The organism is Pseudomonas saxonica, assembly GCF_007858365.1.
In the GTDB taxonomy this organism is placed as follows: Bacteria; Pseudomonadota; Gammaproteobacteria; order Pseudomonadales; family Pseudomonadaceae; genus Aquipseudomonas; species Aquipseudomonas saxonica.
In genome coordinates this window covers 116,534-138,521 of sequence record NZ_VFIO01000012.1, presented here as the reverse complement: position 1 = coordinate 138,521, position 21,988 = coordinate 116,534, and the positions used below count along the sequence as shown (strand labels likewise).

The 21,988-nt window shown below is 57.7% G+C and carries 15 protein-coding genes; 11 read left to right on the top strand and 4 right to left on the bottom strand.

The genetic code is table 11. From position 1 onward, the window contains the following. Positions 1-195: 195 nt before the first annotated feature. The 3 genes from rssC to FJD38_RS21675 form a co-directional block, all read right to left on the bottom strand. Positions 196-678: an anti-sigma factor antagonist RssC gene (rssC, locus tag FJD38_RS21685; RefSeq protein ID WP_122784310.1), complete on the bottom strand. Its 483-nt coding sequence runs from the start codon at positions 676-678 to the stop codon at positions 196-198. Further along, positions 675-1,859, bottom strand: a complete 1,185-nt coding sequence (gene rssB, locus FJD38_RS21680) for a two-component system response regulator RssB (RefSeq protein WP_146387452.1) — start codon at positions 1,857-1,859, stop codon at positions 675-677. The genes rssC and rssB overlap by 4 nt, the downstream gene beginning before the upstream one ends. A 341-nt stretch (positions 1,860-2,200) precedes the next feature. Continuing rightward, positions 2,201-2,890, bottom strand: a complete 690-nt coding sequence (locus FJD38_RS21675; RefSeq protein WP_122784308.1) for an MlaA family lipoprotein — start codon at positions 2,888-2,890, stop codon at positions 2,201-2,203. Between the two features lie 294 nt (positions 2,891-3,184). On the opposite strand from FJD38_RS21675, the gene FJD38_RS21670 reads away from it, so the two are divergent. Further along, positions 3,185-3,448: a DUF4404 family protein gene (locus FJD38_RS21670; RefSeq protein WP_122784307.1), complete on the top strand. Its 264-nt coding sequence runs from the start codon at positions 3,185-3,187 to the stop codon at positions 3,446-3,448. Between the two features lie 72 nt (positions 3,449-3,520). Here FJD38_RS21670 and FJD38_RS21665 read toward each other — a convergent pair whose 3' ends face one another. Next, entirely contained in the window at positions 3,521-8,377 is a 4,857-nt protein-coding gene (locus FJD38_RS21665) for an NAD-glutamate dehydrogenase (RefSeq protein ID WP_146387450.1), read from the bottom strand. A gap of 495 nt (positions 8,378-8,872) precedes the next feature. Between FJD38_RS21665 and FJD38_RS21660 the strand changes: the two genes are divergently transcribed. The 10 genes from FJD38_RS21660 (at position 8,873) to FJD38_RS21615 (ending at position 21,928) form a co-directional block, all read left to right on the top strand. After that, positions 8,873-9,220, top strand: a complete 348-nt coding sequence (locus tag FJD38_RS21660) for a hypothetical protein (RefSeq protein ID WP_425281172.1) — start codon at positions 8,873-8,875, stop codon at positions 9,218-9,220. 320 nt (positions 9,221-9,540) lie between these two features. Then, a complete protein-coding gene (locus FJD38_RS21655) occupies positions 9,541-10,500 on the top strand; it encodes an AAA family ATPase (RefSeq protein ID WP_122784304.1) in 960 nt (319 codons plus the stop codon). Between the two features lie 3 nt (positions 10,501-10,503). Next, positions 10,504-11,448: a DUF58 domain-containing protein gene (locus FJD38_RS21650; RefSeq protein ID WP_122784303.1), complete on the top strand. Its 945-nt coding sequence runs from the start codon at positions 10,504-10,506 to the stop codon at positions 11,446-11,448. After that, positions 11,445-11,939 (top strand): DUF4381 domain-containing protein, encoded by a 495-nt coding sequence (locus tag FJD38_RS21645; RefSeq protein ID WP_122784302.1) that lies wholly within the window; start codon positions 11,445-11,447, stop codon positions 11,937-11,939. Before FJD38_RS21650 ends, FJD38_RS21645 begins: the two co-directional genes overlap by 4 nt. After that, positions 11,932-13,008: a vWA domain-containing protein gene (locus FJD38_RS21640; protein WP_146387446.1), complete on the top strand. Its 1,077-nt coding sequence runs from the start codon at positions 11,932-11,934 to the stop codon at positions 13,006-13,008. Before FJD38_RS21645 ends, FJD38_RS21640 begins: the two co-directional genes overlap by 8 nt. Then, the gene (locus tag FJD38_RS21635) at positions 13,005-14,744 is read left to right on the top strand and encodes a VWA domain-containing protein (RefSeq protein WP_146387444.1); all 1,740 of its coding nucleotides are present in this window, start codon (positions 13,005-13,007) and stop codon (positions 14,742-14,744) included. The genes FJD38_RS21640 and FJD38_RS21635 overlap by 4 nt, the downstream gene beginning before the upstream one ends. Further along, a complete protein-coding gene (locus FJD38_RS21630) occupies positions 14,744-16,378 on the top strand; it encodes a BatD family protein (RefSeq protein ID WP_146387442.1) in 1,635 nt (544 codons plus the stop codon). The genes FJD38_RS21635 and FJD38_RS21630 overlap by 1 nt, the downstream gene beginning before the upstream one ends. A gap of 80 nt (positions 16,379-16,458) precedes the next feature. After that, positions 16,459-17,703 carry an exonuclease SbcCD subunit D C-terminal domain-containing protein gene (locus FJD38_RS21625; RefSeq protein ID WP_146387440.1) on the top strand — a complete coding sequence of 415 codons (1,245 nt, stop codon included), beginning with the start codon at positions 16,459-16,461 and terminating at the stop codon, positions 17,701-17,703. Next, on the top strand, positions 17,700-21,341 hold the full coding sequence (locus tag FJD38_RS21620; protein ID WP_146387438.1) for an AAA family ATPase: 3,642 nt from the start codon (positions 17,700-17,702) through the stop codon (positions 21,339-21,341). The genes FJD38_RS21625 and FJD38_RS21620 overlap by 4 nt, the downstream gene beginning before the upstream one ends. Then, on the top strand, positions 21,338-21,928 hold the full coding sequence (locus tag FJD38_RS21615) for a glutathione S-transferase (protein ID WP_146387436.1): 591 nt from the start codon (positions 21,338-21,340) through the stop codon (positions 21,926-21,928). The genes FJD38_RS21620 and FJD38_RS21615 overlap by 4 nt, the downstream gene beginning before the upstream one ends. The last annotated feature ends 60 nt before the right edge of the window (positions 21,929-21,988 follow it).

The following is a 21,988-nucleotide window of genomic DNA, read 5'->3' as shown; positions in this document are numbered from 1 at the left end:
TTCGACTTGGTCGACGACCGACAATTTAAAGGTCAGCGTGTAGTCTCGCTGACTACGCCTTTTACTTGTCTCCATTACGCCCTCCTAAAATAGATCAGAAGGTGTAAACCTTATTCAGGACGGGACACAGCCATCAAAAAAGGGGCCGTTCCTGCGCAGGAACGGCCCCTTTTTTTGATTTCTGTCACACCTGACTCAATGCCGCTCCAGAGCGTTCACCAAGTCATGGAACGCTTCATGGTTCGAGTCGTTAAGGCCCATCAAGATTTTGTGAGCCTCCAGTACCTTGACCCGCACCACCTCCTCAGTCTGATCCTGAGACGGCAGGTCTGTGAGGCAGTCAGGGCACGGTATCGGCTTGCCGATAATGTTGAACACCTGATCGAAGCCCATCGACTCCAGCAGTCGGGTGATGTCTTCGTGGGTGGTGACCACTGTTGGCAACAAACCTATTTTTTGGCGCGACAAAATAGACAGCTTCGCCAGCAAACCCAATGTGGTGCTGTCGATGCTGAGTGTTTCGGTGAGGTCTATCACGATGGCGTTGAAGTTCAACGCGGTGAAGATCCTCTCGATTGTCGCATCCAGGGCCGAACACAACGTCAGACGCACTTCACCCACAAACTTCAGGACGAAGGTACCGTCCTGTTCGGCGAACTGAATTCTACCGGTACTCATTTAAGATTCCTGCTCAACACCAACAAGGCGATATCATCCGGCATCTCCCCGAGTGTAGCTAATCCGAAAACCTGACGCAGACCATCCAGGCTGCCGCCTGCTGCTTTTACCAATTGAGGCAACGCAGCTTCTTTCTCTTTGAGCGTAGGCTCATGCAAGAGATCCAATATGCCGTCCGACATCAGCGTAAGGCTGAAAACGTCCGGCAATTTCAAAACATGATCTTCATACGTGGCTTCGTTGAACAAGCCAACAGGCAGCCCTCGCCCTTCCAGGTAACTCACGCTGTCAGGGGTGTACAGCACCGGCAATGGCAGATGACCGCCAATACTATAGGTCAGCTCACCGGTCTCTTCATTGATGACACCCCCTACCATAGTCACATGCTTGCCCAGCTTGCAGTTGATCAAGCCGCGGTTGATGTGCCCCAGTACTTCAGACGGCTTGAACTCTGGCAAGGTTCCGTTTCGCTTGGACTCAAACAGTAAGCGGGTGGTCATGAATTTAAGCAGCACGGTCACAAACGCTGAAGAGGCACCGTGCCCTGAAACGTCAGCCAGATAAAAGGCTACACGACGCTCATCAACCCTGAAGTAGTCGACAAAATCGCCAGACAAGTACAGGGACGGAATAATCTGATGAGCAAAGTCGAAATCATCAATAGACCACGGGCTGATAGGCAGCATGTTCATTTGAACCTGCCGGCCAGCGTTCTGGTCTTCTTGCAATAAATTGAGACTGGCTGCGAGTTCGCGGTTAGCCGACTCGAGCTTGTCACGGTAGCGCTGGTTCTCAAGCAACAACTGAGCACGATCCAGCGCTCGATGAACGGAGTGCTCCAGCACGGCAAGGTCTTCAAGCGGCTTGATCAGGTAGTCAGCAGCCCCCAGGCGCAATGCCTCAACCACATCACTCATGACCCCCGCGCCCGATATGACGATCACCGGCATTTGCGGTGAGCGCTCGGCAATCTGACGGATAAGCTCCAGGCCACTCATTTGCGGCATACGCAGATCACAGATCACCAGATCGGGCGATTGCTGCTCGAACACCTGTAGACCCTGTATGCCATTACTGGCTTGCAGGACACTGAAGCCACTGTCTTCAAGGTAGGCCGCCAAACTGGCGCGCACTACTTCGTCGTCATCGATGATCAGCAGCGTGGCACTGGTTTTTTGCATGTGGGCAAACGGCGCCAGAATGAGGTTGGCGTCGAATCACGAACGCATCGGACTCAACGACTGAAATGGCTTGTGAACATCCCTGTTTCAAATCGATTGTCGTGCTCGATCCGCTAAAGGTGCCCGTGTAAGGCGCAGACGGTACTCCCATCCGCGTGGGGTTTCAAGCTTAGGGCGATGGTGGACTTGAGTGTTCGACGGGTTAAATTCCAGGGAGTTATAAGAACCCCGACAACCCCAACAAAAACCGAGGTATAAACAGGCTTAAACGCGATTAATACTCATCCCAAGCGCATAAAAAAACGGCCGCGGGGGCCGTTTTTTACCAAGCTTCAGGCGAATTAAAAGTCGTCTTCAACCTGACCGTCTTTAACACGGAACTCACGGCTCTGCAGATAGGCATTACGAATAAACACGTATCGGTCGCCGGTAATCAACTTTTCAGCCGACAGCAAGCTGGCACGGGTATCAATGACTTCCATGGCAGCGGTGGTGTTGCGCGCCGGGATGTCATGCATGTAGCGGTACGGTTCGACAAAGGTATCCGGGTAGATGCCAATCGCGTCACGCACAGTGCTTGGGCCCAATAGCGGCAGAACCACATAGGGGCCGCTGGCGACACCCCAACGGCCCAGGGTTTGACCGAAGTCTTCATCGTTGCGTTGCAGGCCCATTTTTGTGCCCACGTCAAAGAAACCACCCACACCAATAATGGTGTTCATCAACAGACGAGCGGTGTCTACGCCAGCCGCTTGCGGCTTGGCTTGCAAGACGTTGTTGGCCAGGTTGCGCACGTCACCGATATTTCGGTACATGTTGTGGATGCCATCTTCCAGGAATTGCGGGGTTATGAACTGATAACCCTGTGCAAGTGGCTTCAGGGCATAGGTGTCCAGTTTTTCGTTGAAGATGAAAACAACACGGTTGACCCCTTCCCATGGGTCATCTTCGGTCGCGGCATTGGCCGCGAATGGCGCCATCGCCACACCGGCACAGACTAAAACTTGAGCGAGACGATCAGTCCAGCGCATAGCACAGCTCCTTGAAAATACTTAGTTACTTGGGCGCTACGCCCTGGGTCAGTGGTGGAGTATAACGGCAATTGCATTTATCACAGCCCCAAAGAAACACCCTACACAGACATATGCACGCGCCCGACGTTCAATACGTCAGCGTCATTGCCCATAAAGCTCGTCTATGCGCCCAGGGATTTTTGATTGAGATCATGCACGCGCAGCCCGGGTGGATTAATCTAGACACCCGTTATCGACCTTTTGCCAACATCGAAGGTCTACACCAGAGCCTATCAATAAAGGATGAATGCTATGCCTGCCCGCGAACTGCAACAACAACTCGACACCTTGCGCGAGCAACTGGAACAGAATCCGCCGCTCACTCAAGATGAGCGTCAGCAATTAAACGATCTCTCGACACAAATTCAGGCTCAGATTGATCTTGATAAAAGCACCAAGGACAAAAGCCTGGCAGATGGCGTCAATCTAGCCATAGAGCGCTTTGAACTGGAACACCCAGCGCTGGCCGGTACGCTGCGTAATATTGTGCAAACCTTGGGCAATATCGGCATCTAAACGTCCGCAATAGCCAAAAACAACAAAGCCCCGACTCATCCGACCCGGGGCTTTGTTTTATCACTCAGGCTGTCAGAGCCCTGTTTGACCACTCAGTGCCAAGTCCAACAACTCACGGTTGGCCACGGCATACATTGCATAATCGTTGCCCGTCGCTGCACGCAGGTCCACCAGCATTGAACGCCAGCGTTCAACCATCGAATGGTTCTGCTCAAGCCACAACGCCAGACGCGCTTCGATCTCAAGCGGTGCATCCGCCATTTGCAGTACCGATACGGTAATTGCTCGCTGCTGCCAGTCGATATCGTCACGGAAGGCTTCACGCGCCAGCGCCTGCCAATTGTTCTCCACTGGCAAGTTGCTGATCTGCTGCAAGTACCAGGTGAGGTCCAGCGCACTGCCTACCGCGAAATAGGCCTTGGCAACATCCGCTGCGTTCTGACCCGTCACATCCGACGCTTCGATGATGGGCAGCAGGGTGTACAAGTGCGTCGTACCGGCCACCATGCGCGCCAGCAACTCAGGCACTCCAGCAGCCACATACGCCTGATAACGGGTCTGCCAGCCTTCGCGGGTCGGCCCTTCCAGCAGCTCGTCAAGCTTGAGCCCCAATGCCGCCAGATGTGGACCAAAGTGGGCCACATCACGTGCCGCATCCAATTCGTTGCGACGACTGCGCAGGAACCAGCGCGTGGCTCGACGGCCCAGACGCATCAGCTCATCCATCAGCGCCAACTGGATTTCAGCGGGTACCTGATAATCCAGCGCCTCAATCTGACGGAACCAGTGCGGGAGGTGGAAAATGTCCCGCACGATCACATAAGCACCGGCCACGTTGGCTGCGCTCATGCCGGTCGACTCCTTGAGGCGCTCCACAAAGGTGATACCCATGTGGTTGACCAGGTCGTTGGCAATCTGGGTGCTGACGATTTCACGCTTCAAGCGGTGACGACGCATGGCCGCGGCAAACTTGCTCACCAGCATCGGCGGGAATGCAGTTTCCATGTCACGGGTCAGGTAGTCGTCATCGGGTACCTGAGAGTTGAGCAATGCTTCTTTGAGGTCGATCTTGCTGTACGAGATCAGAACCGACAACTCGGCGCGAGTCAGGCCATGGCCTGAAGCGACACGTTCGACCAGTTGCTCTTCGGTCGGCAGGAACTCAATGGCACGGTCCAGCTTGCCACGGGCTTCCAGGTCGCTCATCAGACGCTTGTATTCGGCAATCCGCTCATAAGCTTTGCGGGCCGCCAACGAAATGGCCTGGGTCTGCTTATAGTTGTTGCCTAACACCAGACCGCCCACTTCATCGGTCATGCTGCCCAACAACTGGTTGCGCTGCTTCTCGGTCATATCGCCAGCCTGCACCACTTCGTTGAGCAGGATTTTGATATTCACTTCGTGGTCAGAACAGTCCACACCGCCAGCGTTGTCGATGAAGTCGGTGTTGGAGCCGCCACCGTTGAGGTTGAACTCCACACGACCCAGTTGAGTCATGCCAAGGTTACCGCCCTCACCCACCACCTTGCAGCGCAACTCGTTACCGTTGACACGCAATGCATCGTTGGCCTTGTCACCGACATCGGCGTGGCTTTCGCTGCTGGCCTTGACGTAGGTGCCAATGCCGCCGTTCCACAACAGGTCTACCGGCGCTTTGAGCAAGGCATTGAGCAGTTCGGTCGGGGTCAGTTTGTCGGCCGTGATCGCGAAACGCTCTTTCATTTCAGGCGAAATGGCGATGCTTTTCGCACTGCGCGAGAAAATCCCGCCGCCCGCCGACATGATGCTGGTGTCGTAGTCCGACCAGGCCGAACGCGGCAGATCGAACAGACGCTGACGTTCAACGAAGCTGTTGGTCGGCTCCGGGTTGGGGTCAATGAAGATATGCAGGTGGTTGAATGCAGCAACCAGTTGCAGTTTGTCGGACATCAACAAGCCGTTACCGAACACGTCTCCGGCCATATCGCCGACGCCCACGACACTGATGCTGTCTTGCTGGACATTGATGCCGCGCTCTTTAAAGTGGCGCTGCACGCCCACCCACGCGCCTTTGGCGGTGATGCCCATCTTTTTGTGGTCATAACCGGCCGAACCACCGGAGGCAAACGCGTCGCCTAGCCAGAAGCCGTAATCAATGGCAATGCCGTTGGCAATGTCAGAGAAGGTGGCAGTCCCTTTGTCCGCAGCAACCACCAGATACGGGTCATCGTCGTCGTGACGCACGACGTTCAACGGCGGCACCAGCGCGCCGTCCTTCAGATTGTCGGTAATGTCCAACAGCCCGGAGATAAAGATGCGGTAGCACGCAATTGCTTCGGCCTGAATCTCGTCGCGACCGCCGCCCAATGGTAAGCGGCGCGGTACAAACCCGCCTTTGGCGCCCACCGGCACAATGACCGAGTTCTTCACTTGCTGCGCTTTTACCAGGCCCAGCACTTCGGTACGGAAGTCTTCTTCACGGTCCGACCAGCGCAAACCCCCACGCGCTACGTTGCCGAAACGCAAGTGCACACCTTCGACCCGTGGCGAGTACACAAAGATTTCAAACTTCGGCACCGGCTTGGGCAACTCAGGAATCAGGTGCGGGTTGAACTTGAAGCTGAAGTAAGGACGGTTCTGGCCGTTGGCATCCGGCTGATAGAAGTTGGTCCGCAGGGTGGCTTTGATCAAGTCCAGGTAGCGACGCAGGATACGGTCTTCGTTTAGCACCTGAACGTCGTCAAGGGCCGTCAGGATGGCCTGTTCCAGACGCTGTTGCTTGTCTTCCAGGTCTTCTGCCGTCAGCTTGCGGGCCAGATAGAAGCGCGTTTTGAACAACCGGGTCAGTTCACGTGCAATATCGGTGTGGTTGTTCAGGGTGCTGGCAATGTAGCCCAGGTCAAAACCCAGACGAATCTGTTTGAGGTAACGCGCATAGGCACGCAGCAACGCCACATCACGCCACGGCAAGCCTGCGGTCAGCACCAAACGGTTGAAGGCATCGTTTTCAGCATCGCCACTGACGATATGCACGAAGGCGTCCTGCAACGTGTCATTGAGTTGCTGAATGTCCAGATTCAGCCCTTCACCTGCCGTAAAGGCGAAGTCATGGATCCAGAACTCACGGCCATTGGCGTGGCGCAAGCGATACGGAAACTCGCCCAGAACACGCAAACCGAGGTTTTCCAGAATAGGCAGCACGTCGGACAACGCCAGCGGTGTATCAGCGTGATACAGCTTGCAGTGCAGTTCCTGACCGGCACTTTGACCCAGCGGCTGATAAAAGCTCATCACCAGCGGGTTTTTATCGCTCAAGCTGCGCAAGTGCTGCATATCGACAACGGCCGAATGCGCGGCAAAGCGCTCTCGGTAGCCCGCCGGGAAACCTTTAGGGAAGTCGCTGAGCACCTTGGTGCCATTGGCTTCACCGAAGCTTTCAACCACCAGACTGGCGTAATCGTCCTGCCAGCTGCGGCACGCCTGAACCACTTCTTTTTCCAGCATGACTGGATCGATGTCGATGCGGTTCTTGGGGTCGACGCGCAGAATCAACTGCACACGGGCCAACACCGATTCCGAGAAGAAGGTCCAGAACTCGCAATCCGAAGCCTGCAAACGATCCATCAGCACTTGCTGGATTTTTTGGCGAACTTCGGTGGAATACACATCACGCGGTACGTAGGCCAGGCAGTAGCAGAAACGGCCATACGGGTCTTTGCGCAGGAAGACGCGGATTTTATTGCGTTCCTGAATCTGCACAATCGACATCACGGTGTTGAACAGTTCGTCCACGGGCGTCTGAAACAGATCGTCACGGGGTAACACTTCAACCACCTGAGCCAGTTCCTTGCCCAGGTGAGCCTTGGGCTGAAAGCCCGAACGGCGCTCTATTTCAGCGACCTTGCGGCGGATGTATGGAATAACCCGCACGCTTTCGCCATACACCGAAGAGGTGTACAGGCCCATGAAGCGGCATTCTTTGATGACCTTGCCATCGGCGTCGATCTGACGGATCGATACATAGTCCGGGTAAGCCGGGCGGTGCACGCGGCTTGGGTGTGCGGCTTTGGCAAACGACAGCAGGGTCGGCTCCCGCAGGTAGCTCACCGCGTAATCTTCGATGCGCAGGTCGTCTGCCGTGAGCCCGGCGCGCAGCAGCTTGGTCAGGCCGAGGAACGACTGCGGGTCATATTCAATATGACCGCCATCCGCTTCATCACGCACCACAAACTCTTCATAGCCCAGGAAGGTGAAGTGATTGCCCACCAGCCATTCGAGAAAGCTTTTGATCTCCGCTTTTTCGTCCGCAGCAACTAGGTATGGACTGTTGTCAATGCTGGCCAACAGCTCCTGAACCTTGGCTTTCATCGGCTCAAAATCAGCCACGGCCACACGAACTTCACCCAGAACCTGCTCCAGCTCCTTGCTCAGCACATTCAATTCAGCCGCATTGGAGCAACGGTCAATTTCAAGGAACATCAGCGACTCTTGGGACACGCCTTCGCCACTGGTGCCTTTGGGCAGAATTTCCAGCAACTCGCCTTTGCTGCCACGACGCACGCTCAATACCGTGGTTTGCAGGGTATGGATGCTATACCCCCGACGGTTCAGTTCGGTGCGAACCGAATCCACCAGAAACGGTAAATCGTGGTGCAGTACTTCTACCGCCGTGTGCGTGGACTGCCAGCCATGGCGCTCGTAATCAGGATTGAACACCTTGACCTGCGGCTGCGCCGGGTCAAAGCGTTCCAGCAGACGCCAAGCCGACAGCGTGCAGCCTGCCAGATCGGACATGCGCCGTTGAGTGAGTTCATCCAGAGAAATGATGCCGAAGAATTGCTCGGCAAACAGGGCTACTTGTGGCAATGCCTGTTCACTGATGTGCTGGGCCAGTGCGGCTTGCAGTTGATGCTGGAAGTCGGCTTTGCTGGCTGCGGTGAAGAACGCCATCTGTGGTACTCCGCTTGGGCTTGTTATTGAGAGAAGCGTCGCATGTGCTGTTCCCGCTAGGGGAGTTGCCAGTGCTGACTAAATCCAGCAGGGCAAGGAGGTGAAGCTGGCCGCGACCCACGGGTCACATTCACGTTCCAGGATGGGTATCTGCAAAAGGACTGCCGATTGAACAGGCCGGTTCTTTCAAGAGATAAGAATCCCGAACGCAGCTTAACGATTGAAGCCCCCGGCCTGCTTGCGGTGCGGCGACATATTCGGACATCAGGACGTAGGCTTGTGACCTGTTAGAGAACAACCCTAGCATTCTCGGGTGAAAAAACTTGTTAAAGGAAACTCTAAAACCTCAGCTATTATCAGAAATGACTTACCTGACTCTTACAGACCTTGATGACACATATTCATTCAACACAGCAAAAATCTGTTCAGAGTGTCAAAATCAGGCCTTTCTTCCGCTTGTAGATGCGCACTTAGCGCCAGGATTTCCCCATGTACATGAGCACCCACACTCTCATCGGCACCCCATGCGACGAAGAAGAAGACAATTTGGCATCCTTGAGCTGCCACATTGTCGACGACAACGTTTATGTCATTCTTGCCCGCTACCCGGACGATGACGAAGTCGTCATTTCCTTCGAAGACGACGATTATTCGGTTGAAATTGTTCGCGTGACGCTGAGTCCCACCCTGCTGCGGATAGAAATCGCTGATACCGATGTATTCGAAGAAGAAAACTTCCTCGAAATCACTCACGCCACGGATGCCGATAATCTAGCCGACGTTGAGCAAACCTTGCAAAACATCCTCGGCGGTACTGGCAAGTACGTGAGTCAACTGGCCTGACTCTCCCCGGTAGCCGCTGTCGCGGCGACTACCGGATGACTGGCGCTGAACGGTTGCGACTCATCCTCCTCCCGCAACAATGCTCCCCCCACTTTTCTCGGCCGGAGCGATTTCACTGCCCAAAATCATCATCGCCAGCATTTCGCACCTGCTTAGCCTCACCAAGATGAGCACGATTCTCAACAACCCTGCGGATTTGCGCTTTTTCAATAAAAAGCCCTCCCGCCATTAGTCCCAACCCCCTGCAATGGATTAAAGTAACGGCCCCAACCCCGGCGTAATTCTTACGCCGCAGGCGGCCTTTTCAGGAACAGTCATCGATGGAACATCGTGAAGCGCTGTTAGCGCTGCGAACCTTTCTTTCAACACAGATTCTCGGTCAGGAAAAACTCATTGACCGCTTGTTGATCGCGCTGCTGGCTGACGGCCATATGCTGGTCGAAGGGGCTCCCGGCCTGGCCAAAACCAAAGCCATCAAAGAATTGGCCGAAGGCATCGAAGCACAATTCCACCGAATTCAGTTCACTCCCGACCTGTTGCCTGCCGACATCACCGGCACCGAAATCTATCGCCCCGAAACAGGCAGCTTCGTCTTCCAGCAAGGGCCGATTTTTCACAACCTGGTGCTGGCCGATGAAATCAATCGGGCGCCCGCCAAGGTTCAATCCGCCTTGCTCGAAGCCATGGCCGAGCGTCAGGTCAGCGTAGGTCGCAGCACGTACGAATTGTCACCGCTGTTTTTGGTGATGGCGACCCAAAACCCTATTGAGCAGGAAGGCACTTACCCGCTGCCTGAAGCTCAGCTCGACCGTTTTCTGATGCACGTCAAAATCGGCTTCCCGGATGCCGCCGTCGAACGCCGCATCCTGCAACAGGCGCGCGGCGAAGCGCTGAACGGCGAAACCAAGCCCGAACGCCGCGTCAGCCAGCAAGCCATTTTCGCAGCGCGCAAGGAAATCCTTGGTTTGTATATGGCCGATGCCGTAGAGGAATACCTGGTGCAATTGATCATGGCCACACGTACACCCGGTAAATTCGATACGGAAATGGCCGACTGGATCGCCTACGGTGCAAGCCCGCGTGGTTCCATCGCTCTGGACCGTTGCGCCCGTGCACACGCCTGGTTAGCCGGGCGTGACTTTGTCAGCCCTGAAGACATTCAGGCCGTGCTGTTTGACGTGTTGCGCCATCGCATTATCTTGTCGTTTGAGGCCGAGGCAGCCGGCATTGATCAGGACCGTGTCGTGCAGCGCATTCTTGATGTTGTTGCCGTTGCCTGACCGATGAACAACCCCTTGCCCGCCGAACCCGGTATTCGGGTCACACTCGCCGAACTGATCGAAATGCGTCATCGGGTACGCGAAGTCCAACTCTTCGCCTCCCCTAGCCAGCGCAGCCCGCTGGCGGGTTTGCATCACTCAAAATTGCGCGGGCGCGGGGTCGATTTCGATCAGGTACGCGTCTATCAGGCAGGTGACGATGTTCGCACCATCGATTGGCGCGTTACGGCACGCACCCAAGAGCCGCACACCAAAATGTTCCATGAGGAACGCGAGCGACCCATTTTCATCCTGGCCGAGCAAAGCCGTCGGCTGTTTTTCGGCTCAGGCCTGCTGTTCAAATCAGTCCTCTGTGCCCAGGCCGCGAGTCTGATCGGTTGGGCCGCCTTGAGCCACAACGACCGGGTGGGCGGGCTGGTATTCGGCGACCATGAACATTACGAAATCAAGCCGCGACGCAGCAAGCAGAGCCTGCTGCAACTGCTGAACCGGTTAGTGAGGGTCAACCAGTCACTGCACACAGAAGTGCAGTCCGATCGCGATGCCCTGGGAATGGCCCTGATTCGGGCCCGAGAAGTGTTGCGTCCCGGCAGCTTGGTGATTGTGATCTGCGATGAGCGTGCCCTCACCGACGCCGCCGAGCAACAACTGAGCCTGTTGGCGCGCCACTGCGACTTGATGCTGCTGCCGCTGTCTGACCCACTTGATCACGCCCTGCCCGCCGCTGGGCTGCTGCGGTTTGCCGAACGCGGCGCACAACTGGAACTCGACACGCTTAATTACGACTTGCGTCAAGCTTACCGCGCGCAGGCCGAAGCACGTATTGCCCGCTGGGAGCTGCTTGCGCAAAAATTGCGGGTCATGCTGATGCCATTGAGCACACAAAGCGAAATGGTCGAGCAATTGCGTGAATACCTCAACGCCAAACGACCTGGCAAAACGCCATGAACGACCTTGAGCACCTGCAACCGCTGATACAACCTGCGACTGTCGGCTTCTGGCCTCCTGCTCCGGGCTGGTGGCTGCTGCTGATCGTTGTCGCAGCCTTGAGCTGGGGCCTGTGGTGGCTGCGTCGTTACCTGCCGGCCAAACGCCAGAGCGCACGCGTCGAACAACCACTGGACCCGGTGCGACTGGCTGCACTCGAAGAGCTGGCCAATTTTCCCAAACCTTACGACGGCGCCCCCGCCGGGGCCTGGCTGCAACAACTCAATGGCCTGCTCAAGCGCCTGTGCCGTACGCATTACCCCTACAGCCAAAGTCACACGCTCAATGGCCGCAAATGGCTGGCGTTCCTGGATAACCGCTGCCCGGCTGCGGGACTCACGCGCTGGATGGTTTTGGTAGAAGGCGCCTATAAGCCTGAGTGCAAGCTCGATGACAAGGCCATTGCCGGGCTCAATCAAGCGGTCGAAACCTGGATTCGCAAACATGTTTGAATTCGCCTGGCCGTGGATCTTCGTTCTGCTGCCTTTGCCCTGGGTGATGCGCTGGGTCCTGCCAGCAGCCGATAGTGGCGAAGCCGCTCTCAAAGTCAGCTTTCTCAGCGACCTCGAAGAACTGGCTCAACGCAAAGCAAGGAGCAAAATACCCGTATGGCGTCAGAAAATTCCGTATTTAGCGATCTGGCTGTTGCTGCTAACGGCTGCGGCACGCCCGCAATGGTTAGGTGAGCCGTTGCCCATTGCCGCCAGCGGCCGTGATTTACTGGTCGCCGTAGACGTGTCCGGGTCAATGGACTTCCCTGACATGCACTGGCAAAACGAAGACATCAGCCGTCTCGACCTGGTCAAGAGCCTGTTCGGCGACTTTTTGGAAGAGCGTGAGGGTGACAGGGTCGGCTTGATCCTGTTCGGCAGCCAGGCGTATTTACAAGCGCCCCTGACCTTCGACCGGCACACCGTACGCACTTGGCTGGACGACGCACGCATCGGCATCGCCGGTAAAAACACCGCCATTGGCGACGCCATCGGCCTGGCCTTGAAACGCCTGCGTCAACGACCAGCGCAAAGCCGGGTACTGATTCTGATCACCGACGGTGCCAACAACGGTGGCCAGATCGACCCTCTGACCGCAGCACGACTGGCCGCAGAGGAAGGTGTGCGCATCTACCCGATCGGCATTGGCGCCGACCCGCAGGCCAGTAGCGCAAACGGCATGCTCGGCAGCAATCCCGGCATCGATCTGGACGAACCTGCATTGCAGGCGATTGCCAAAGCAACCGGAGGCCAATACTTCCGTGCCCACGATGGTCAAGAGCTAGCAGCCATCAAGGACAACCTCGACCAGCTCGAACCCGTAGCCCAGCAACCCACCCAGGCACGCCCCGCCCAGTCGTTGTACAGCTGGCCGCTGGCCGGGGCGCTACTGGTGAGCGTGTTGCTGGTCATCCGTGAACTGTGGCCCAACAACCCGCTGCAACGCTTGCTGAGCAAGGAACATTTTCTGCAACAACATCCTGACTGGCGCTCACGCCTTACACGCCTGCGCCTGCGGAGACGCCGATGAGTGCCCTCTGGCCGCACTGGTTTCGTCCCGAATGGCTGCTGGCCCTGCCGTTGCTCGGCTTGCTGCTGTGGAAACTCTGGCACCGGCAAAAGCGCACCGGTCGCTGGCAAATGATTCTGCCTGTCGCCTTTCATCGCGTACTGCTCAGTGGCGGCAATGGCCGGTCCAGCAAACTGCCATGGATCTCCTTGGGTGGTGCTTGGCTGCTGGCCGTGCTGGCGCTACTCGGCCCAAGCTGGGAGCGCGTTGAACAATCCACGCAAAAACCGGCCGACCCACTGGTGGTCATGTTGCAACTCACCCCGGACATGCTCGCGACCGATAAATCACCCAACCGGCTTGAGCAGGCGCGGCGCAAACTCTATGACCTGCTGCAAAGCCGCAACGATGCACAAACGGCCATTATTGTTTACGCGGGCAGCGCGCACACGCTGGTACCGCTGTCTGATGATCTGGCCACTAGCCACAATTTGCTCGAAGCCCTCAAGCCCTCGCTGATGCCTCAGCCCGGCCAGCGTGCTGATCTGGCCGTGGAAAAAGCCCTGAAACTTCTCGATCAGGGCGCCTTGGGCCAAGGCCGTTTGCTGCTGATTACCTCATCGCTCAGCCAGCAGGAGCGCGAAGGGATTCGCCAGGCCCTTAACGGTCATACCCCGCAATTATTGATGCTGGGCATCGGGAGCCGGGACGGCGCACCTGTGGTGGATGAAAGCGGGCAATTTCTCAAGGACGATCAGGGCGCAATCCTTGTACCGCGCCTCGACAGCCCTGCCCTGCGAGCTTTCGCCCTTCAAGTCGACGGCCGCTATCGTCAGGCCCGGCTGGACGACAACGATTTGCGCGGCCTTGGCCTTCTCGACGGCCCTCGGCACCTGCGCGACCGGGACCAGACCGTGCACCTGGACACATGGGCCGATCAAGGTTATTGGTTGTTGCTGCCTTTATTGCTACTGGCCGCGTGTGCCGGACGTCGCGGCTGGCTGCTGTGTTTGCCCTTGCTGTTTATGCTGCCCCAGCCCAGCTACGCCATGAGCTTCACCGACTTGTGGCTGCGTCCTGACCAACAAGGCCAGCGTTTGCTGGAACAGAAAAAACCGCTGGAGGCGGTGGAGCACTTCAAAGACCCTCTCTGGCAGGGCATCGCCCTCTATCAGGCCGGTGATTACGCCGCTGCCGCCGAACGCTTTGCTGAGGTCAACAGCGCCAGCGCGCATTATAATCGCGGCAATGCATTGGCCAGAAGCGGCGAACTGGAAGCCGCCATCGATGCCTACGAGCAGGCACTGGAGCTGCAACCCGACTTACAGGTGGCAGCGCAGAACAAAGCCTTGATTGAGCAAATACTCGAACAACAGAGCGCCGAGAGTCACCCGACGCCCGATAAAACCGATCAAAACCCGGCTGAACCTGAACAAGCGCCGCCCATCAGCACCAGCAACAACAGTGCGACGGGCGATACCACACACCATCAGGAAAGCAGTTCAGCCACTGAACCTGATGCGCCGGCGAACAGCGACGACACGCTCGAACCGCCTCCCGGCAGCGAACCACAGCCCGGTGAAAACCCCAACGAGGACTCGACCACCACGCGACCTCTGGCACCGACCTCTGACCATCTGGACGAAGAGCATCGCCAAGCGCTGGAACAGTGGCTACGACAGATACCCGACAACCCCAGCGAACTGTTGCGACGAAAATTTTGGTACGAACAGCAGCAACATCAGGACACGCCTTAATGAACCGCATCTGCGTCTTGCTACTTTTGCTCTGTTGCTGGACCTTGCCAGCCCACGCGCTGGGCTTGGTAGCCAGTGTGGATCGCGATCAGCTCAATTCTGGCGAAACCGTCGAACTGACGCTTGAGTCCAGCGACGCTACGCTGTTCGGCAAACCCGACCTGACACCCCTCGACACCCTGTTCGAGGTGCGCGGTACGCGTCAGGTCAATCACCTGACCAATCTGAGCGATGACAACAAAGCCACCACGCGCTGGATTATCACGTTGCAGCCCAAACAGTCCGGCACCGTCATCATTCCGCCCTTGCAGGTCGGTGATTATCACAGTCAGCCGATCAGTTTGACGGTCTCACCAAGCAGTAACCGCGAAAACGAACTAGCCCCGGTGTTTATCGAATCCAGCCTTGATCAACCCAGCGTCTACGTACAAGCGCAGTCCCTCCTGACCCTGCGCATCTATCACTCAGTCGCCCTGTACGACGACAGCAGCCTGACCCCGTTGCACCTGAGCGACGCGATCGTCGAGCAACTGGGCGAGTCACGCACCTACGAGAAAATGATCAACGGCGTACGCCATGGCGTCATCGAAGTGCGCTACGGCATTTACCCGCAACACAGTGGCCAACTGATCATTCCGGCACAAACCTTCAGTGCCACCCAAGTCGACAGCCAGCAAGCCACGGCCCCTGCGCCGCTCGGCCCAAAACCGGGAAAAATGATTCACGTCACCTCGGCCGAGATTCCGCTGGAGGTCAAGCCCAAGCCGGCGGACTACCCCGCTACTGCGGCCTGGCTGCCGGCTCGCAGCTTGAGCATGAGCGAAACGTGGAACCCCGAGCCCGACCATTGCCAGGTCGGCGACTCTTTGACGCGCACCCTGACCCTCAAGGCCGAAGGGCTTTCCAGCGCCCAGTTGCCCGCCCTCCCGGCCACCGACGTCAACGGTCTGCGGCGCTACCCGGACTTGCCTCAACTGAGCAATCAAATCAGCGAGAACGGCCTGATCGGCAGCCGCGAAGAACGTGAAGCACTGGTGCCCACACGTGTCGGCCAAGTCGAACTGCCTGCAGTTGAAGTGGTGTGGTGGAACACCCACGAAGACCGTCTGGAACGCAGCTATCTGCCCGCCCGCACCTTGCAGGTAGCGGACAACCCGAGCCTTGCTGTGGACACTCCGATCAGCAGCGAGCCGCTTGCCGTGAGCGACGATTCGACCCTGTGGCGGTGGCAACTCAGCACCTTGATTCTGGCGCTTACTACCCTGCTCGGCTTTGGCCTGTGGTGGCGAGCAAGAACGCAGCCTGCGATTTTGCGGGCCGCGCAAACCGGACCCAGCCCGCGCACGTTACTCGATGACCTCAAACGCGCCTGCCTGGCTAACGACCCGCAAGCCACACGACAGGCACTGGATGCCTGGGCCCGCCAGCAACCCGAAACCCTGGCCGAGATGGCGGCACGCTTTGTGCTGCTGTCCGATGCGCTGGACGGCCTCAACGGTGCGCTCTACAGCGAAACCGGCCAGCATTGGCAAGGTGAAGAGTTGTGGAAGGCGATTCGCAGCATCCCTGCCGCCGAACGCGAGCAAGATGCAGGCAGCGACACCAGCAGCCTGCCGCCGCTCTACCCCAAATAATTGACGGCAATGCTTCCTGTAGACGCACCCGCGACCAGGAAGACAAACCCGCATTTAAAGCACTTTTTACGGATTTTGTTATGCGCCTGTTTCACACGTCCGACTGGCATCTGGGGCAAAACCTGCATGGTCAGGAACGCGATTTCGAACACGCCTGCTTTCTGACCTGGCTTTTGACCCAACTGGCTGAGCAACAACCTGATGCACTCCTGATTGCCGGGGACATCTTCGATACCGTAAACCCGCCCGTCAAAGCGCAAGAGCGCCTGTATGACTTTATTGTCAGCGCCCACGAGCAACAGCCCGCGCTGACCATCGTGATGATTGCAGGCAACCACGACTCCGGTTCCCGCATCGAACTGCCCGCGCCCCTGATGCGCCGTTTGCGCACTCACGCCTTGGGCCGGGTGTTATGGCTCGATGATGGGCAACTGGATGCCGAGCGCCTGCTGATCCCGCTACCCGATGCATCCGGCGAAACCGCTGCGTGGTGCCTGGCCCTGCCGTTCCTGCGCCCAGCCGAAGTGACAGGAGCACAACTGGGCGACAACTACCTGCGCGGCATTGGTCAGGTGCATGAATGGCTGATTGCCGCCGCCAACGCCAAACGTCAGCCGGGGCAAGCGCTGATCGCCATCAGCCACGCGCACATGGCGGGCGGTTCGGTCTCTGAAGACTCCGAGCGCAGCCTGATCATCGGTAACGCCGAAGCGCTGCCAGCCAGCCTGTTTGGCCCCAGCATCAGCTATGTCGCGCTGGGCCATCTGCACAAGCCTCAACGGGTCAACAGCGAAGAGCGCATTCGCTACTGCGGCTCTCCGATTCCGCTGTCGTTCTCAGAAATCGGCTACCAGCATCAGATTCTCGATGTCGTGCTGGAGGGCGAAAACCTGATCAGCGTTGAACCGCGCCTCATCCCACGGGCCGTTAACCTGCAACGCATAGGCCCGGCGCCCCTGGCAGAGATTCTCAGCCAACTGGCCGAACTGCCGGACACTGATTTGCTGGCCGACACCCAGCGCCAGCCCTGGCTCGAAGTGCGGGTCAAACTCGACGAGCCGCAGCCCGATTTGCGTCAGCAAATCGAAACCGGCCTGCAAGGCAAGGCCGTGCGTTTAGTGCGCATTGCTGCCGAATACGCGGGCAGCGGCAGTCGCTCGGGGGATGAGGCCGCCACGCAGCTGATTGAACTCGACCAACTGACCCCGCAGGAACTGTTCAGCCGGGCTTGGCAAGACAGCTATGGCAGCGAGGCAGACGAGCAGACCCTCAAAGACTTTGCAGTGCTGCTGCAAGAAGTACAGCTGCAAGGTGAACAGCCATGAAAATTCTCGCCATTCGCCTGAAAAACCTGGCCTCTCTGGCTGGGCCGTTTGAGTTGGACTTTACTGCCGAACCCTTGGCCAGTGCCGGGCTGTTCGCGATCACAGGCCCCACCGGTGCAGGCAAGAGTACCTTGCTCGACGCCCTGTGCCTGGCCCTGTTTGGTGCTGTGCCGCGCCTCAACAACACAGGCCGCGATGCCAAGGTCCCGGATGCCGACGGCGAGATTGCCACCGGCGACCCACGGACCCTGCTGCGCAGAGGCACGGGCGAAGGCTATGCCGAAGTCGATTTCGTCGGCATTGACGGGCGCCGTTATCGTGCCCGCTGGGAAGCTAATCGCGCACGCGAAAAAGCCACTGGCAAACTGCAAGCCAGCCGCCAGAGCCTGCGCGATTTGGACAGCGACCAACTGTTGGCCAGCCAAAAAGGCGATTACAAGGTGCAGCTCGAATCACGTCTGGGGCTGAACTTCGAACAGTTCACCCGCGCCGTGATGCTGGCCCAGAGCGAGTTCAGCGCCTTCCTCAAAGCCGACGACAACGAACGCAGCGAGTTGCTCGAAAAGCTCACTGACACCGCGTTGTACACCCAGCTCGGCAAGCGCGCCTTCGACAAGGCCAAAGAGGCCCGCGACGTACACAAGCAATTGCAGGATCAGGCGGTTGGCGTGACACCGATGGCGCCAGAAGCCCGCGCTGAACTGGACCAACACTTCAGCGACGCCCAACAGCAACTCAAAACTCGGCAGAGCCAGCTCAAGCAGCTCGAACTGCAACACACATGGCTTAAAGCCCTGGGTGAACTGAAAGAACAGCACCATAGCGCTGGCGAACAATTGCAGCAGGCGCAAACCCTGTGGGAGGGGCAAGCCGAGCAACGCCAGACCTTGGAGTGGCTGGAACAACTCGCGCCTCAACGTCATCAATTTGCCCGTTTGGCCGAGCTGGACGCACAGTTGAGCCCGCTGGCCGAGCAGATCGCTGCGCATCTGCAACAGCAAACTGATCTTGGCCAAGATCAAACCCGGCTTGAGCAAACACTCCAGGACGCGCAACACGCCGCCAGCCGAGCACAGGCCGAACAACGTGATGCTGCGCCGCACTTGCAAAAAGCACATTTAGAACACGCCAACTTCATCCGCCTGACACACACACTCTACGCGCAACAGACACTTAAACAGCAGGCTGAAGTGGCCTGCGACGACGGGCAAAAGGCCCTGGACGCGTTGCTTGAACGCCAGCAGCACAGCACTGAACGCCTGGCGTTGATAGCCGCGCAACTTGAACAAAGCACTGAGCTTGCACCGTTGGCCAGCGCTTGGGACGGCCATCGTCGCGGGCTGCAACAGCTGGTGCGCCTAAGCAATACCCTCAGCAAAGGCCGCGAAGAACTACCGGCGCTTGAGCAACGCGCCAGCGAAGCTGGCCAACAGCTCAACGAACTGAACAGCACCCTGGAAATACTGTTTCAGGAAGCCAAAGCCGAACCGCATGCCGTCAACGAGCAAATCCAGACCTTGAGCAGCCTGTTGGCTGAGAATCGTCAGCAACAGCGGGCCTTTGAAGACTTGCAGCGCCTGTGCAGCGGCCAGTCAGCCCTTGAAACACGCTTGCAAGCGGTGCAGCTCAAGTTGCAAACCCTGCAAACCGAGCGCGAACACCTGATCGAGCAAGGCACCCAGACCAAAAAACAGTTTGAGGCCGCTGAACAGGCACTCCAGGTGACGCAGCAACTGCTTGAGCGCCAGCGTTTGGCCCGCAGCGCCAGTGTCGAAGAATTGCGCGCGCAACTGCAAGACGACCAGGCCTGCCCGGTCTGTGGCAGCCATGAACACCCCTATCACCAGCCAGAAGCGTTGTTGCAGAGCCTGTCGCGTTTTGATGAGCAAGAGCAAGCCAATGCTCGCAAAGCAGTGGATGCACTCAAAGAAACGCTGATTCAGTTGCGTGAGAAAGTCGGTGGCGTGAACGCTCAGCATCGCGAGTTTTTGCAACAGCACCAGCAGATTAACGACGAACTGCAGGCCCTGGCCCCAAGCCTGGAAGCGCACCCGCTGTACACGCAATGGCAGACACAAGACCCGGCCAAGCGCGATACCTGGCTGACGCTGCGCCTGAGCCAGTTGCAACACAGCATCACCCAGGACGAGGAGCGCCAAAACACCCTGCTCACCTTGCAAAAAGAAGCTGCCAAGTTGCAGCAGCAACTTCAGCGTTGCAGCGAAAGCAGCCAGCTCGCCAAACAGCAGTTGAGCGACCAGCAACAGCACCTCAAAGCCGACAGCGCGCGCTTTGAGGAAGAACTGGGCGGGTTTGCCAGCGTTCTGCCCCAGACCACAGTGGCTGCATTGCGTGACAACGCAGCTGCCAGCTTCATGGCCCTTGATCAGCAGGTGACGCAGCGCCTGGAACAACTCGATCAGCAACGTGACGAACTGGGCGAACAGGCAGAGCGCACGAGCCGAATCGAGCGCGAACAGTATCAACAGGCTAGCCACACCAAAGAACTGGAGAACCTGCAACGTAGCGTGGCCGAGTTGCACGAACAGCAACAAACCAGCCAGCAGAATCTCAAGGATCTGTTGGGCGAACACAGCAGTGTCGAACAATGGCAGCAACAGCTTGAACAGGCCGTTGAGCAAGCGCGCAGCACCCAGACCCACGCCAGCGAAGCGTTACAAACCACTGCCAAACAGTTGGTGCAACTGGCGGCCGAACTCAAAGCCCAGCAAGAGCGTTTGCAGGCACTGCAACAGGAACACAGCACCTTAAGCGCACAGGTTGCGCAATGGCGTGCGCAGCACACCGCACTCGACAACGCTCGTCTGCAACAGTTGCTGGCCTTCGATGACGCGTATGTGCGTGACCTGCGCCAGCAACTGCAAGCCAGCGAAAAGGCCGTGGAACAAGCCCGTGTCCTGCTGCAAGAGCGCGGGCAGCGTTTAAGCCAACATCAGGCCCAGGCCAATGGCAACCTCGACGCCGAAGCGCTCGATAACGCCCTCAATGAACTCAATGCATTGCTTGCGGCCAGCGATCAACAACTGGCTGAACTGCGCGCCCGGCAAGCCGAAGACCAGCGCCGCAAAGAGGCTAATCAGACCTTGGCCCAACGCATCGCCCAGGCCTATGACGAATGGCAGCGCTGGGCCCGTCTGAACGCCCTGATCGGCTCGGCAACTGGCGATACCTTCCGCAAAATCGCCCAGGCTTATAACCTCGATTTACTCGTGCATCACGCTAACGCCCAGTTACGGCAGCTGGTGAAACGCTACCGTCTCAAACGCGGCGGCAGCATGCTGGGGCTGCTGGTGATGGACACCGAAATGGGCGACGAACTGCGCTCAGTGCATTCATTGTCCGGCGGCGAAACCTTTCTTGTGTCGCTGGCCTTGGCGCTGGGTCTGGCCTCGATGGCTTCCAGCACACTGAAAATCGAGTCGCTGTTTATCGACGAAGGCTTCGGCAGCCTCGACCCCGAATCGTTGCAGCTGGCAATGGATGCACTCGACGGTCTGCAAGCTCAGGGCCGCAAAGTCGGGGTAATTTCCCACGTGCAGGAAATGCACGAACGCATACCGGTGCAAATCCAGGTCCGCCGCCAGGGCAATGGCTTGAGCTCTGTGGAGGTCAAATGACCGCACACGTGTTGTATTCCTTCCGCCGCTGCCCGTATGCCATGCGTGCGCGCATGGCGTTGCGCCACAGCGGTGTGCCCTTGACCACGGTTGAAGTCAGCCTGAAGGCCAAGCCAGCCGAAATGCTGGCCCTGTCGCCCAAAGGCACGGTGCCCGTGTTGGTATGTGCCGATGGGCGGGTGATCGATCAGAGCCTGGATATCATGCGCTGGGCTTTGGCCCGCAATGATCCGGATAACTGGCTGGGCCCGGACCGTACAGCGCTGATTGAAGAAAACGACCAGGTATTCAAGGCCAATCTGGATCGCTACAAGTACGCGATTCGCTACCCGGAGCAGCCCATGGAGCATTACCGGGCTCAAGGAGAGCAATTTCTGCAACACCTGGAAGATCTGCTCGGGCATGCGCCGTACCTTGCAGGCGACATGTTGAGTTTGGCAGACGTGGCATTGGCGCCGTTTGTACGGCAGTTCGCGCATGTTGATCGTGAGTGGTTCGAGCAGGCGCCCTACCCGCACCTGCGGGTTTGGCTGGAACGGTTTTTAACGTCAGCGTTGTTCACCTCGGTGATGGCTAAAACGCAATAAACTTGTAGCCGCTGACGAGGAACGAAGGCTGCGATCGGCGGCGCAGCCGTCGTAAAACCA